At 57.0% G+C, this 14,259-nt stretch carries 9 protein-coding genes; 5 read left to right on the forward strand and 4 right to left on the reverse strand.

Annotation, left to right across the window (positions count from 1 at the left end; genetic code table 11):
- Positions 1–185: 185 nt before the first annotated feature.
- The 4 genes from DVR07_RS13170 to DVR07_RS13185 all read left to right on the forward strand — a co-directional run bounded on the left by DVR07_RS13170 (position 186) and on the right by DVR07_RS13185 (position 6,424).
- Positions 186–1,592 carry a sugar transferase gene (locus tag DVR07_RS13170; protein ID WP_115797737.1) on the forward strand — a complete coding sequence of 469 codons (1,407 nt, stop codon included), beginning with the start codon at positions 186–188 and terminating at the stop codon, positions 1,590–1,592.
- A gap of 105 nt (positions 1,593–1,697) precedes the next feature.
- Positions 1,698–4,112, forward strand: coding sequence for an STT3 domain-containing protein (locus DVR07_RS13175; protein WP_115797738.1), 2,415 nt, complete (start codon positions 1,698–1,700; stop codon positions 4,110–4,112).
- Between the two features lie 124 nt (positions 4,113–4,236).
- Entirely contained in the window at positions 4,237–5,223 is a 987-nt protein-coding gene (locus DVR07_RS13180; RefSeq protein WP_115797739.1) for a GDP-mannose 4,6-dehydratase, read from the forward strand.
- Between the two features lie 88 nt (positions 5,224–5,311).
- Positions 5,312–6,424 carry a glycosyltransferase family 4 protein gene (locus DVR07_RS13185; RefSeq protein ID WP_115797740.1) on the forward strand — a complete coding sequence of 371 codons (1,113 nt, stop codon included), beginning with the start codon at positions 5,312–5,314 and terminating at the stop codon, positions 6,422–6,424.
- 203 nt (positions 6,425–6,627) lie between these two features.
- Here the strand turns inward: DVR07_RS13185 and DVR07_RS13190 are convergent, their stop codons facing one another.
- The 3 genes from DVR07_RS13190 to DVR07_RS13200 are packed head-to-tail and all read right to left on the reverse strand — an operon-like array spanning position 6,628 to position 10,809.
- Positions 6,628–7,860, reverse strand: a complete 1,233-nt coding sequence (locus DVR07_RS13190) for a hypothetical protein (RefSeq protein ID WP_115797741.1) — start codon at positions 7,858–7,860, stop codon at positions 6,628–6,630.
- A 13-nt stretch (positions 7,861–7,873) separates the two neighbouring features.
- Positions 7,874–9,766: an asparagine synthase (glutamine-hydrolyzing) gene (gene asnB, locus DVR07_RS13195; protein ID WP_115797742.1), complete on the reverse strand. Its 1,893-nt coding sequence runs from the start codon at positions 9,764–9,766 to the stop codon at positions 7,874–7,876.
- Positions 9,767–9,771: 5 nt separating this feature from the next.
- The gene (locus tag DVR07_RS13200) at positions 9,772–10,809 is read right to left on the reverse strand and encodes a glycosyltransferase (RefSeq protein ID WP_162829561.1); all 1,038 of its coding nucleotides are present in this window, start codon (positions 10,807–10,809) and stop codon (positions 9,772–9,774) included.
- Positions 10,810–11,122: 313 nt separating this feature from the next.
- Between DVR07_RS13200 and DVR07_RS13205 the strand changes: the two genes are divergently transcribed.
- Positions 11,123–12,247, forward strand: coding sequence for a glycosyltransferase family 4 protein (locus tag DVR07_RS13205; RefSeq protein WP_115797744.1), 1,125 nt, complete (start codon positions 11,123–11,125; stop codon positions 12,245–12,247).
- Positions 12,248–12,406: 159 nt separating this feature from the next.
- On the opposite strand, the gene asnB (DVR07_RS13210) is transcribed toward DVR07_RS13205, so the two are convergent.
- The gene (asnB, locus tag DVR07_RS13210; protein ID WP_115797745.1) at positions 12,407–14,254 is read right to left on the reverse strand and encodes an asparagine synthase (glutamine-hydrolyzing); all 1,848 of its coding nucleotides are present in this window, start codon (positions 14,252–14,254) and stop codon (positions 12,407–12,409) included.
- Positions 14,255–14,259: the final 5 nt, after the last annotated feature.

The following is a 14,259-nucleotide window of genomic DNA, read 5'->3' on the forward strand; positions in this document are numbered from 1 at the left end:
AGTCGGTACTGGTAGTTAGAAGCCAGGCTTCCGGATATCGGTAGGAAGTAGTTGCACCGGTGTGGGTGACGATGACGCATACCCGTGGACGTCTCCCCCATACTGTAGTTTCCGGTGGAATTGCGCATCTAGTCTGCGGAGCAAGTTCACAGGTTTTAAGCTATCCTGCTTTGCGGGATTGAGTGATGGTCTCCGGGTTGCGGTATCGCGTGCTAAGTGTCGTCGGCACTATTTTGATTACCGTTCTTGCGGTGATGATTGCGAATCTCCCCGCTGTACAGTGGTTCCTATCGACAGCCGTGCCGGTGGTTCAACGATTGCCCGCGACCGTGCTCACCGGAGAGAAACTTACCGTGGCCGTGGCGACGGCCGTGGTGGTCGTCGTGTTGAATCTCATTCCGCTGTTCAAGCCACGGCCGCGCCGGATCCTCGATACGATGTTGGTGACCCAGCGGCGCGTGCTCATCGCCGGGCTCGCGTTAGCGACGATCGGCTACTTCGATTACTCCTACCAGCTTCCGCGCTCGACGCTCGTCCTGACGACGGTCGGCCTCCTCGTCTACCTCCCGCTGTGGTTCGTGACGATTCGTCGTCGCCCGTCCGAGCGGGACCGAGCAATCATCGTCGGCGATGACCCTGAGGAGATTGCAGACGTGCTAGAGGAAATCGATATTCCAGTTCTTGGCTACGTCTCACCGCCGAGTCCGTACTACACCGACCGCGAGCCGGTCGCGGGTGGGCCTGCGGTTGCCGACGGCAGCGGTGAAGCGTTACTCAACGATCTCGACTGTCTTAGCGGGCTGTCGCGCCTCGACGAGGTGCTGGTCAACTACAACATCGATACGGTCGTGCTGGCGTTCGCCCATCCTGACCGCGCGGAGTTCTTTGGGGCGCTCGACACCTGCTACGAGCACGGTGTCGACGCGAAGGTACATCGGGAGCACGCCGACGATGTGCTGACGACGACGGCCGCTGGGGACGAGGTCCTCGTTGATATTGAGTTGGAGCCGTGGGACTGGCAGGACTACGTGTTCAAGCGGGCGTTCGACGTGGTGTTCGCGGTGAGTGGTCTGCTGGCATTTGCTCCCTTTATGACGGTCATCGCAGTTGCGATCAAACTCGACAACCCAGGGCCGGTGTTATATCGTCAAGAACGCACGGCAGAGTTCGGGGACACGTTTACCATCTACAAATTCCGGACAATGGTTCCCGAGAACGAATCCGCGACTCCCGTCGAAGATGAGGAGAACGACCGAATCACTCGCGTCGGACGTTTGCTCCGTAACACTCATCTCGACGAAATTCCGCAACTGTGGTCAATTCTGATTGGCGAAATGAGCGTTGTGGGTCCACGAGCCGTCTGGACGAACGAAGAACAGTTGCTGGAGGAAACAACGGACATGTGGCGCAAGCGCTGGTTCGTCAAACCTGGGTTGACCGGGTTAGCGCAAATCAACAATGCAAAAAGTACAAACCCAACTTCGAAACTCCGCTACGACCTCGAATACATCCGTCGACAGTCCTTCTGGCTCGACGTGAAGATCGTCATTCGACAAATCTGGAAGGTTTTCGAGGACTTGTATCGAACGTGAGTGTCGAACCGGGTATGTAATTGACTGCTTAGTCTTCTCTCTCGAGGAACACTGTCAGCATCGAGTGTCGCAGGCTTTAAGCACCGCTCACGTAATGCGACTCTCATGACCGACGTACGCGAGGCGACCGACGACCTCGTCGCGGAGCGGCCGGACCTCGAGGCTGATCTCCGCGAAGTCCTCGCGGTCGACGAGCGCACTGATGGGTGGACCTTCGATGATGTCCCCGTCGATTCGGGGACGTTCGGCGAACTCGTCTCTCGGGATATCGTCGTTAAGGATGGCGATGAGTACGAGGTTTCTGACCCTGGTAGTGTCCGAGCTGGACTCGATGGCGACGCGGAGGCAAACCAGGCATCCGACACGGGAAGCCAGTTGCGGCTGTCGACAGTATCACTACCGTCGGTGTCTCGCGTGGAGGCCGGAGCGCTCGGCGGTGCATTAGCGGTCGTCCTCCTGATGCGTACGTACATCTTCCCGAGCGTCTTCCGGGGGGAGTACGTTGTCCTTCCCTCGAACGATCCCTACTACTATCGGTACTGGGTCGAACAACTTTCGGCCGAGGCGACCGGTGTCTTCGACTTCAGCGTTCTCTCCGGACTTCCTGGTGCGGTGGCTAAAGGTGAACCCCTGATGGTGGGAACGCTGTGGTGGTTTACGAATCTACTCGGTGGAGCTGACGCTTCGGGGTGGGTTTTATCGTGGTATCCCGTCGTCTCAGCGCTCGTAGTGGGTGTGCTGATCTACGCGATGACGGCCCGTGTGACCGGCGATCGTCGAGTTGGCCTGGCTTCCGTCGTCTTCCTCGCAGTGATTCCGGCATTCGCGTATCGGACGGGACTCGGGTTCGCCGACCACCACGCCTTCGACTACCCCTGGCTCGTGTTGACGGCATTATCGCTTGTTTGGGTGGCCGACGTGGACCGCGAGAGCCTTCGAGAAATCCGGCTCTGGTTCGTGTCTGGGTTGCTCGGCATCGCCGTGGCCGGGCAGGTGATGGCCTGGGAGGCTGGACCGCTGCTCATCGGTGCACTTGGAGTCTACGTCGCGGTCCGTGCCGCCGCGGACGTGCGCGCCGATCGGTCACCACTCGTCGCGAGCATGCCGATTCTCGCTGGACTGATGGTTGCGTCCCTGCTCTCGCATCTCACCCATACTGGCTTTGGATGGCACACTGATGTTGTCGCCTACTCGCCGGCGCTGTTGTTCGTCAGTGTGCTGGGCGTCTCGCTCATCGGCGAGGGAGTTCGTCGAACGGGAATGCCGGCATTCGTTCTGGGTGCGACCGAAATTGCGGTCGGGCTGAGTGGGCTTGCAGTTCTTCGAGTCCTGTTGCCGACGTACGGTGATAGACTATTCCAGCAGCTCGATATTCTCCTCTTCAATTCGGGTGCAGCCGAAACGCGATCGCTGTTCGCTGGCGGTCCGGCTGGGTTCTTCCTCGGTCCTATTCTTGAGCTGGGCTTTGCGTGGTTCCTCGGCCTGGCAATGCTTGCACTGATCTCGTGGCGGGCCTACCGCCGTGAGGACTCAACGTGGCTCGTGGTCTGTACCTACGGCTGGTATTTCCTCGTCTTAACGGCGTTCCAGCGCCGGTTCGTCGGTGAACTTGCGCCCTTCATGGCGATACTGGCGGGATACGGATTCGTCGTCTTCGCTGTGAAACTTGACGTGCTGTCACCACTGGCGCTCGACGGCGACCGACATAATCGGCGGTTGGCCAGCGACGGGGCAGGGTCGAACGCTCGGAAGGACGAGGACGGTCAATCGCTCGGTTTGCCCACTCGAAGCACGGCCACAACAGTTGCTGTCCTTCTGCTATTCGTCACCAGTGCAGGCGCGGCCCAGACCGCAGTCCGACACGAGCAGGTGAAGATTGCCGACGAGAAATTCGATGCGGCAGTGTGGATGGACGAGTACGCCGAGGACCGCGCCTGGGAATACCCTGAGAACTACGTGTTGAGCAAGTGGGGTCGCAACCGGATGTACAACTACTTCGTGAACGGTGAGTCAGAGTTTTACAACTTTGCATACGATAACTATGAACAGTTCCTCTCGTCGACAGATCCTATAGCCCAGTACAAGCGACTTCGTGGCGATGTTGGATTCATCGTCACGAAAAACGTGAAGGTAAGCGGGAAGGTTTCGCCGAAGACAAACTACGCCCGCCTTCACAAGCGGTTCGGCAGTACTGGTCCCGATGGCGCGTCCGGTGCGGGCCACTACCGGGCACTCTACGCGAGCAAGGATGGTTCGGTGAAAGTGTTCTCGTTGGTTCCCGGTGCTAACATCAGCGGGACACTCTCACCAAACAAAACCGTAGTTCTCTCAAAGCAGGTCAAGATCCAGGGCACGTCATTCGAGTATCGACGCACCATCACCGCTGGTGCTGACGGGAACTTCTCGGTGATCGTTCCGTACGCTGGTGACTATACCCTTGGGAATCGGAAAGTACAGGTCCCGAAGGACGCGGTCGAAGACGGTGGGAACGTCAGCGTCGATAAGTTCCAAGACTCTTGAGAAAACAAAACACGATACGGGAGAACGTAGATTAGCACCTCGTTGAGCGAGATCAAGGCATCTACGGATTGGTCGTGAATGACTCGGTAGATTTTTGTGGGGAGGATTCGCGGTCCCCGACATAATGCAAATCCTCGTAACTGGCGGCGCGGGTTTCATTGGAGGTCATCTTGCCGAGCAGTTTACCCGCCTGGGCCATCATGTGGTCGCACTCGATAACTTCGAACCGTACTACGATATCGGCATCAAGGAACACAACGTCGAATGCAGTCGAACCGTCGCCAGCGAGGGCAGCGGGAGTTACGAACTTGTTCAAGGTGATATTTGCGATGCAGACTTTGTCAGTAAATACGTCAATAATGCCGACATCATCTTCCACCAAGCGGCACAGGCTGGCGTCCGGACAAGCGTTGAACAGCCCCAGAAGGTCAATGACATCAACGTCGGTGGCACGTTAAACATCCTGGAGGCGGCCCGCGATTCGGAGACTAAGCGTGTGGTTGTCGCGAGCTCATCGTCGGTGTACGGCAAGCCCGAGTACCTCCCCTACGACGAGGAGCACCCGACCACGCCCGTGAGTCCCTACGGTGCGTCGAAGCTAGCCGAGGAGCAGTACACGCGGGTGTACCACGAGGTGTACGGCTTGCCGACAGTGTCCTTGCGTTACTTCACGGTGTACGGGCCACGGATGCGCCCGAACATGGCAATATCGAACTTCGTCTCACGGTGCATAAACGGAAAGTCGCCAGTCATCTATGGCGACGGTATGCAAACGCGGGATTTTACTTACATCGATGACGTGGTACGCGCGAACGAGACGTTGCTGGAGACTGACACCGCCGACGGCGAGATACTGAACATCGGAAGTACGGACAATATCGAAATTCGGACCTTGGCCGAGGAAATCCGCGACCAGCTCGCGCCCGAAATCGACTTGGAATACGACGAGCGCCACGACGCCGACGCTGAACACACTCACGCGGACATCTCTAAGGCGAGGGAGCTGATTGGGTACAAGCCAACAACGACAATCCGAGAGGGCGTCAAGCGGTTCACCGAGTGGTATCGAGAGAACCGCGGATGGTACGAGCCGCTGGTACAGAGTTCTTGATTCACGTATTCGCTCGGCAACCGTCTATAAGGCTTAGAGACAAAGAAGTCGACAGGATATTAATGGAGAGTCAAAAACCCAGGTCTACATGCGGATACTCCGTGTCGCACAGAAAGTGTACCCCGACGTGGTAGGCGGCGGTCCCTACCATGTTCACGCGCTCAGTCGTGACCAAGCTGCCGCGGGCCACGACGTAACAGTGTTAACGGTCGGGGACGGCCCACGTCAGGAGGAACACGAGGGTTACACGATTGTGCGCAGGAAGCCTACTGCGACAGTCCTTGGGAACGATATCTCAGTCGGGATTGGACGCTTCCTTCGAATGGCGAACGAATACGATGTCGTCCACGCTCATTCGCATCTCTACTTCTCGACCAACCTCACAGCACTAAATCGACAGCTCGGCGATACACCACTGGCAATTACGAACCACGGACTGTATTCTCAAAACGCTCCCGAATGGCTTTTTGACATGTATTTACGGACTCTCGGCCGATGGACGTTCAACAGCGCCGACGTAGTATTCTGTTATACTGCAGAAGATAAACACCGAGTCCGCAACTTCGGCGTTAGAACAGATATCGAAGTCATTGCGAACGGCATCGACCAGACAAGATTCACACCGGACGGGCCAGAGAGCGACCTTGTGGACGCCGATGGTCCGATTGTGTTGTTCGTCGGCCGCTTGGTCGAGGGGAAGCGACCGGTAGATCTCCTCGAAGCGGTTGCTCAACTACGGAGTGCTCACCCGGACGTCGAGCTCTACATATGTGGCGACGGACCATTACATACGGAACTGGCTCAGCGAGCGGGAAAGCTCGATATCCGTGACGCGGTGACATTTCTCGGCCACGTTTCGTACGACGAGATGCCGAAAGTATACCGTGCAAGCGACGTACTCGCATTACCGAGTCGGGCGGAGGGGCTTCCACGGACCGTCCTAGAGTCGTTGGCGTCAGGGACGCCAGCGGTGACAAGCGACCTTGAACAGGTTGCACCAATCGTCGATGGGGTGGGCCTCACCGTGCCTGTCGGCGACTGTGAAGCGCTCGCGAACGCGTTGGGGCGACTACTCGCTGACGACCAACTCCGGGCCCAGTACAGTCAGGAGGGCCGTCAGCGCGTACAGACGGGATTTACTTGGAGCGAGACGGTCGACCGAACGACGGAGACGTTACGAAACCTCATTAGACAACAATGACTGGAGATTCGACCATTTACTCGACGTTCACAACTGCTGTCTACAACTCACGAATCTACTCCACCATCGGGGCTGTAAGGCAGTGGAGTAGCCATAGCACCGTCGTCCGCATCCTTGACACTCCAAGGATACTCGTCGGACTGCTGCTAATCGTCGTTCTTGCAAGCTTCTTGCGGGTATTGTCTTCGGATCTTCACGCGGCGTTAAAGTTCATGAGTTTCGTTGTCCTGTTTGTCGTACTCGCCACGTTGCTGTGGCCATTGTTGGAGCTCGTCGAGTAGTAAACGCTCCCATCGCTCGACGACCGGGGCGGCGAAGACGACCATCAGTAGGACGAACGGGATGCGGTGGCGGATGGTCGTCCCGAAATTCGAGTCGATGAGACCGTATCCTACTACGCCACCGCCGTACACGATTACTAACGTGATTAAGATAGCGTCGTCGAATCGGCACTGAGAGAACGACCGAAACGCGACCACCGTGAGTGCGATAAGGAGCGGGAGCGAGAGCATTCCCACGAAATCGAATACAGAAGTGACGTGAAGAGGAAACGGTGCATACTGGAAGTAGATTGCCCGGATCGGTGCAACAAGTAACACGTCGAGCCATGACTGATACTGCAGTTCCGTGAGGTAGGCAGCTCCGCCCGTACGGCGGAAAGCGACCCGTGACGTCAGCGTCGCAAGCGGATACTGATAGGTGAACAGAGAGAAACCTATCGCCCCACTGAAGACAGCGATCCCAGAGAGCATCGTGAGCGAAATCGGGCGTCGAGCGACGCAGTTTATTGCATTGAGAGTCGTGCCTGCGGCGCAGCCCAAAACGACCAGAATTGCTAACTCCGGGCGAAGGAGGTAGAGCATGCCGAGACAGGGGATGCCCAACGCTGCGGCGATACCGTCCCAGCGTCGAAAGGCCCGCACGCCACACGCAAGCGTCGCAAATGTGAGCGCGACCGTCATCGAATCCCGCATCGGGAGTGATAGGAAGACGAACGAAACTGGGAGGTACAGCACTACGACGGTGAGGCCCTGCGTCGATTCGACATCGGGATAGAGCCTCGTCGCGAGATATGCGACGGGAAGCGGGAGGAGAACCGCGAAGAGCGCGTTGAGAACGGAGACGATGGTCGGATCGGGTGTAAATATCGCGTACGCCGTTGCTTGGAATCCGCTGAACGCGCCGACCGTACTGGAGGCCTCCGGCAGCCGTCCCCCCGCGAGCACGGTCGCGACCTCGTGAAACTGGTGGATGTCCCACCCGTACGGAAGTTTGGGCAAGATAAATAGCGAGAAGAGGACGTGAAGCGCCAATGCGATAATACCGGATACCCAGTAGACGCCGCTGCCGTACCGTCGTGCGATGAGTCGAAATACGAGCGTGACCGTCGCGATCGCGAACAGCAGCGAACTCGCCTGAACGAGGAGGTCGTACATGAACACGAATTCGTTATGGGTTGAGTACGCCCTGCCGTCGCATTTGCTCGTGCCACTGCGCGAAGACGTAGACGCTCCAGAGGAACTTCCCATGTTCGCCGCGACCGGTACAGTGCTGTTTGAAGATATTAAGGACCGCCGCGGTATCCAAGAGATCTGTCTCCAGCGACCGAACCGCCCCCTCGAATTCGCCCGCTAGTTCGGTCTTGAACCACTCGCCGACGGGCATGTCGAATCCCTGTTTTCCTCGATCGAGAATCGGCTGTGGAAGGAGGTCGGCGAATGCTTTTCGGAGGACGCGCTTCCGTGAACGACGGGTGTGTTTGTACGACGTCGGGAGGGAGAACGCGTACTCAGCGACGTCGACGTCCAGCATCGGAACGCGGACTTCGAGGGAGCTGTACATACTCGCGAGGTCTACCTTCTGTAGCATCTGGTTCGGTAGGGTATATCGGGTATCGACGGCCTGGATACGGCTAAGCGCTTCCCGTCGCTCCGGTGGAAGGCACGCTCGAACATCGTCGTGCTCGGCCGCAAGCGCTCGCCGTGCGGTCCGAACCGGGTCGTTCTCGACGGCGCTTACTGCGTCGTCGTCCGGAATGCGCATCCATTCGAAGTGGCGATTCGGCGTCGACTGTTCGCCGCCACGGGTGAATTTCTTCGCCTTGCGTACTAGCTCGCCCGTGGTGCTCTCCCGCGATGCCGGGAGTCGGCCGATCGCTGGCTCGATCACGTGGTTTCGAATCCGTCTCGGAACTGCTCGATAGTATTTCGAGAGATATTCGCCGCGGTAGCGGTCGTAGCCGGCGAACAGTTCGTCGGCACCATCGCCGGAAAGCGCGACCGTAACGTCCTGGCTCGTTTTCTGAGCGACGACGTAGGTGGGTAGCAGCGATTGGTCCGCGAACGGTTCGCCGAGTCGACCAAGGACGTCCGGAACGAGGTCACGCACCGTGGAGGGTGTCACGGTGAAGGTCGTGTGGTCGGTCCCGTGGTACTCCGCCACTTCGTTAGCCGCCCACGTCTCGTCGAACAGTCCCTCTTCGAAGCCGACGGTGAACGTCTTCACCGGTTCGTCGAGCAACTCCGCCATGACGCCGACGATTATGCTCGAATCGACGCCGCCGCTCAGAAACGTACCAAGTGGGACGTCGCTCATCAGTCGCTTCTCGACGGACCGTTCGACCCGCGATCGAAGTTCCGACGCGGCGGTTTCGATTCCCGGCTCTTTCGTGTCGATGGAAGGGTCGTAGAACGTCGTTCGCTCGCTTCCCGACGCGTCGACGACCATGCATTCGCCGGGACGGAGCTTCCGAACGTTCTTGAACGCGGTCATCGGTGCCGGAATGAAGCCGAACGCGAAGTACTGCGAGAGCGCCGTTGCGTCGAGACCTCCGTGGTCAATATCCGTTCGGAGCAACGCCGGAAGCTCCGACGCAAACGCAAGGCAGTCGTCGGATTCCAGCACTAGCAGCGGTTTAATTCCCATCGGGTCTCTCGTCAGAACGAGGCGTTCGCGTTCACCATCCCAGAGCGCGAATGCGAACATCCCTTCGAGTTGCTCGACGAACGACCGGCCGTGTTCCTCGTAGAGATGGACGAGTACTTCCGTGTCGGTGTCCGTCTGAAACCGGTGGCCCGCTGCTGTTAACGACCGGCGAAGCGAACGGTAGTTGTAGATTTCGCCGTTGAACACGACCGCGACGGTTCCGTCTTCGTTGAACAACGGCTGCTGGCCGTCGTCCAGATCGATGATGCTGAGTCGTCTGTGTGCCAATCCGACATCCCCGTCGAGGTACACACCCGAGTCGTCCGGACCGCGGTGAGCGAGCTCGTCGTTCATCGCTTCTAGCTCGCGACGGCCTGGCGGCGATTCCGGCGCAAAGATTCCTGCAATACCACACATGCGTTCTACGCTCCTCCAGTTATTTGTCGGTATAGTTCGAGGTGCGCCTCCACGGTCGTCTCAATCGAGAAGTGTTCCCGGACCCGTTCGAGAGCGTCGGAACCCATCTGTTGACGCTTGGCCGGTTCAGAGATGTCAAGCATCGCGTCAGCTAGCGCGGTCGGTGACTTGGTCGGGACGAGAACGCCGGTCTCAACGTCAGCCACGACCTCGCGGACTCCGGGGATGTCGCTTGCGACGGTAGGCAGCCCGGCCGCCATCGCTTCGAGGAGGGTGACCGGCATCCCCTCTATGACCGAGGGAAGGACGAACACGTCCGCCCCGGCGTAGTACGGTGCCACGGGCGAAACGTGTCCAGGCATCGAGACGTGAGACCCTAGACCGAGGTCCTCGACCAGTTCACGGTGTGCGGAGAATTGGGGTCCATCGCCGAGAATGTGGAGATGGGCATTTGGACGCCTCTCACGCACGTGTGCCATCGCACGGATGAGTGTGTCTTGAGACTTCGCCGAGACGCACCGTCCGACGGTGAGGAAGCAAGGGTCGGCGTCCGGTGAACCAACTGGGTCAGTTGAATTAATCTTTTTGTGGAACGCGTCGACGTCGATTCCATTCTGAATTGTTATCCAGTCATCTTGTTCGCGGTCGCCTAGGAACGCTCGCTTCACCCCGTCCGAGACTGCCACTGTAACTGTGTCAATCGCTCGAGTGGCCCGTTCGAGCGTTCGAGTTACGAGGTGGTACTTCTCGGGAATCGTGTGTTGCGTACTGACAATGCATTGGTGTCCGCTTAGTCGCCCAGTGAGCCGCGCCAACGTCTGTGCGTAGGGCAAGTGAGCATGGATTACATCAACGTCCGTCCTGCAAAAGAACTCGTACATCTTCCTAATCGCTCTAGGGTCGAATTTGAACGCGGCGTCGAATCCGACGACACGGACCCCTTCAGCATCGAACTCCGGTGCGAGCGTCGAATCAGATTCGATGTGACAGATCGTGTAATCGACGCACTCGTCGTCGGTGGCTTCGACGATGCGGAGAATCATGTTCTCGGCTCCCGCCTGCGTGAGAGAATTGATGACGAAACAGACGTGCATGGTGTGACGGAGGTACTATCTGGCGGTTGTTCTACCAGTGCCTTAAGTGTGCTCTTCTCCTGATTCCTCGGGCTATCTCACTGCACTCCGTCAAACATATCTATTGAGGTTCGAAACTACCACCGAATGTCCAAAGGAACCGTACTCACGTCGTCGGTTTCGATGCGTCCCCGTTGGAGAAAAGTCCCGACTGAGGCAGAGTACTGGTTGGAAGGTTGAGACCATGGATTACAATCGAACCCCACAGAGGATGTGACTACCTATGAAGTCATATTCCAAGCCAAGCGTCTGTTTCATCTCCTTAACGGCGTACAGCTACTTTCGCCCTGATCGGACGACCGTCACCGGGGGCGGTGCAGAACGGCAAATCTATCTCCACAGTCGGAAACTCTCCGCGAAGTTCGACGTTCACGTCGTCGTCGGGGACTACGGACAACCCGTTACAGAAACTATCGAGGGTGTTACTCTCCACCGGGCGTACACGCCTGGCACTCTCTCCTCTGCAAAACACAAGATCACCGGTATTACCGCGCTTTCGTCGGCGATGCGTCGGGCGAATGCGGACGTGTACGTGTATCGCGACCACCCGCGAAAAGCGGTGTTCACTTACCTCATTACGCGTTTCCTCGGCAAAAAATGGGTATATAACGTAGCGAATGACGCAAATATCACTTCACAGGCTGATAATCTGGGAACGCCGATTCGATATCTGTTTAACTTCGCGATGCAGGATGCAGACGGAATTATCGCTCAAAGCGAGAAGCAGCGTCGACTCATCGCCGAGCGATTCAGCGTCGCCGCGACTACCGTCCCGAACGGCTACCCACGTGCAGAATCGACCCTACCTCATAATGAACGCGAGTACTTCCTCTGGGTCGGGAGACTCCACAAAAAGCAAAAGCGGCCCCACAGGTACCTCGACCTTGCCGAAAGACTGCCGGACGAGCAATTTCTCCTCGTCGGGCCGGCAAGTTCTGACGAGGCATACCAGACGCGACTCGAACGACGAATCGCAGAACTTCCGAACGTGGAGTATCTTGGTCCGGTAGATCCGGACGCGATTCACGACTACTATCGGCGGGCAAAAGCGCTCATTAACACCTCAGCGTACGAGGGCTTCCCGAACACGTTCCTCGAAGCATGGCGGTATGCGACGCCCGTTTTGAGTCTATCAGTTGACTCCGGTCGATTTCTCAACGAAGCGTCTACAGACAGTTTCGACGGTGATTTCGAACAGTTCGTCACCTCCGTCCGAACGTTAGCTGCCGACGATGATATTCGTGAGGACGCGGGGGAGAAAGCCCTCAAAATTTTTACGGAACAATATGCCCTGACGACCGTCGCAGACCGTTATGCCGACGCACTTCCGATAGAGACGACAGAGTGATTGGTATCGATCTCTGCCATTTACTTCAACTGTGTGTTACAAAGCGGCCTCACACCATCTCGACAAGATAGCAAAAGAGGGACTTGTCTTCGGTTAGAAAGCCCATTTACTTATCGTCGATACTCCCGGAACCGCAAGCTTTTCTCCTACCAATCAACGTCAATCAATGAACCGCTCAAACCAACCCTCCAGCTGGACCATGTCCCATATTCTGTATCCATGGTCTTCCACTTCGCAGATGTGTTCTTCAAGAACACTTTCAAGACCGTTTGCGTCAAAGGGGTCTCTCTCCCCTAAGCGCGAGACTCGTTCATGGGCAAATTCTCGAAGATCGTCACGGAACCACTCGTTGACCGGAACACCGAATCCCTGCTTTTTTCGCTCAATGACGGGCTTTGGAAGGACATCAGCAAACGCACGTTTGAGGAGCCATTTTTTCTTTCCTCGTCGCCACTTGTACTTCGCCGGTATGCGAGCGGCAAACTGGACGAACTCGTGATCGAGAAATGGTGAGCGAACTTCGAGAGAGTGTGCCATACTGGCGCGATCAACCTTCACAAGTAAGTCGTCAGGGAGGTAAGTATGAACGTCAACGTCCATTATCTGGTCAAGACGTGTGGGTCCGTCCGCTTGTTGGAACGTGGTCTTCAGGTTTGCCAATTCGTCAGTTTCAGGACCATCCCAAATCTGATCAAGTTGATTTTCGGTGGCGTGGCAGATGAAGCGAGCATACTGCTCAACTGGGTCACCGTTGGCGAGTTCAAGCGTTCGTCTCGCCAGATGTACGTGGTGTTGGTCACGGAGCCTTTCTGGTAGCATCCGGAGCGCCCCTGCGCCTAGCTTTCGAATGGGCCGTGGTGCTCGCCGTGCGAGCGAGACGACTTGGTCTTGAGTATACCGGTCGTATCCGGCGAAGTTCTCATCTCCTGCATCACCCGTGAGGACGACGGTGATATCGTCAGCGGCAACTTGCGAGACGTAATAAGTGGGGAGCGCTGAGGGATCACCGAACGGCATCTCATAGTGGTCGATCAGTTTCGGGAGAACGTCCATCGAGTCTGGTGTGACCGTGTATTCGTGATGGTCTGTATCGTACTGTTCGGCGACTTTCCGGGCAAATGTAAGCTCGTCATACGCCTCCTTGTCAAAACCAATAGAGTACGTTCCGACGGGGTCATCGCTTACTTCGTCCATCAGTGCCGTGACGACCGACGAGTCGATACCACCGGAGAGAAACACACCTACTGGAACGTCACTTCGCATCCGCAGGCGAGTCGCCTCTCGCAGTTCGGTCCGAAGGCGGTCGGCGAGCGTCGACGGAGATGCGTGAAATTGATTCGAGTAAGAGAGGGACCAATACGTATCTCGATGGGCCCCTTCTTCGTCGACGATCATGTACTCTGCTGGTGCTAACTGGCGGATGCTTTCGAATCCTGTTCGCGGATGTGGGACGTACTGATAGGTCAAATACTCACGGAGTGCGGAAATATCCGGTTCTGCGGATACCGCATCGTCTGCAAGTATCGTCTTAATCGTTGAGCCGAACCATATCGTCTCGTCTTCTAATTTGTAGAACAACGGTTTCTGTCCGAGTCGATCACGGGCAAGAAACAAACACCCCCGCCGTTCGTCCCAGATGGCGAAAGCGAACATGCCTCGGAGATACTGTAAACAGTCAACACCGTGTTCTTCGTAGAGGTGAAGGAGAACTTCTGTATCGGTATCTGAGGTGAAGCGATACTGGTCTACCCGCTCGCGGAGTTCTTTATAGTTATAGATCTCGCCGTTGAAAACGATATGGACCGTTTCATCTCCGTTTGACATCGGCTGTCGACCTGCTTCGGAGAGGTCTAGGATGCTGAGTCGACGGTGAGCGAGAAGTGCAGGACCGTCGGCATAGACTCCCTCTGCATCGGGACCCCGATGGGAAAGACAGTCGTTCATTCGATCTCCGAGGACGGGGTCAGGCCTCACATCAAACGATACCTTGCCACCTATTCCACACATTACTA

Source organism: Halorussus rarus (assembly GCF_003369835.1).
Lineage (GTDB): Archaea > Halobacteriota > Halobacteria > Halobacteriales > Haladaptataceae > Halorussus > Halorussus rarus.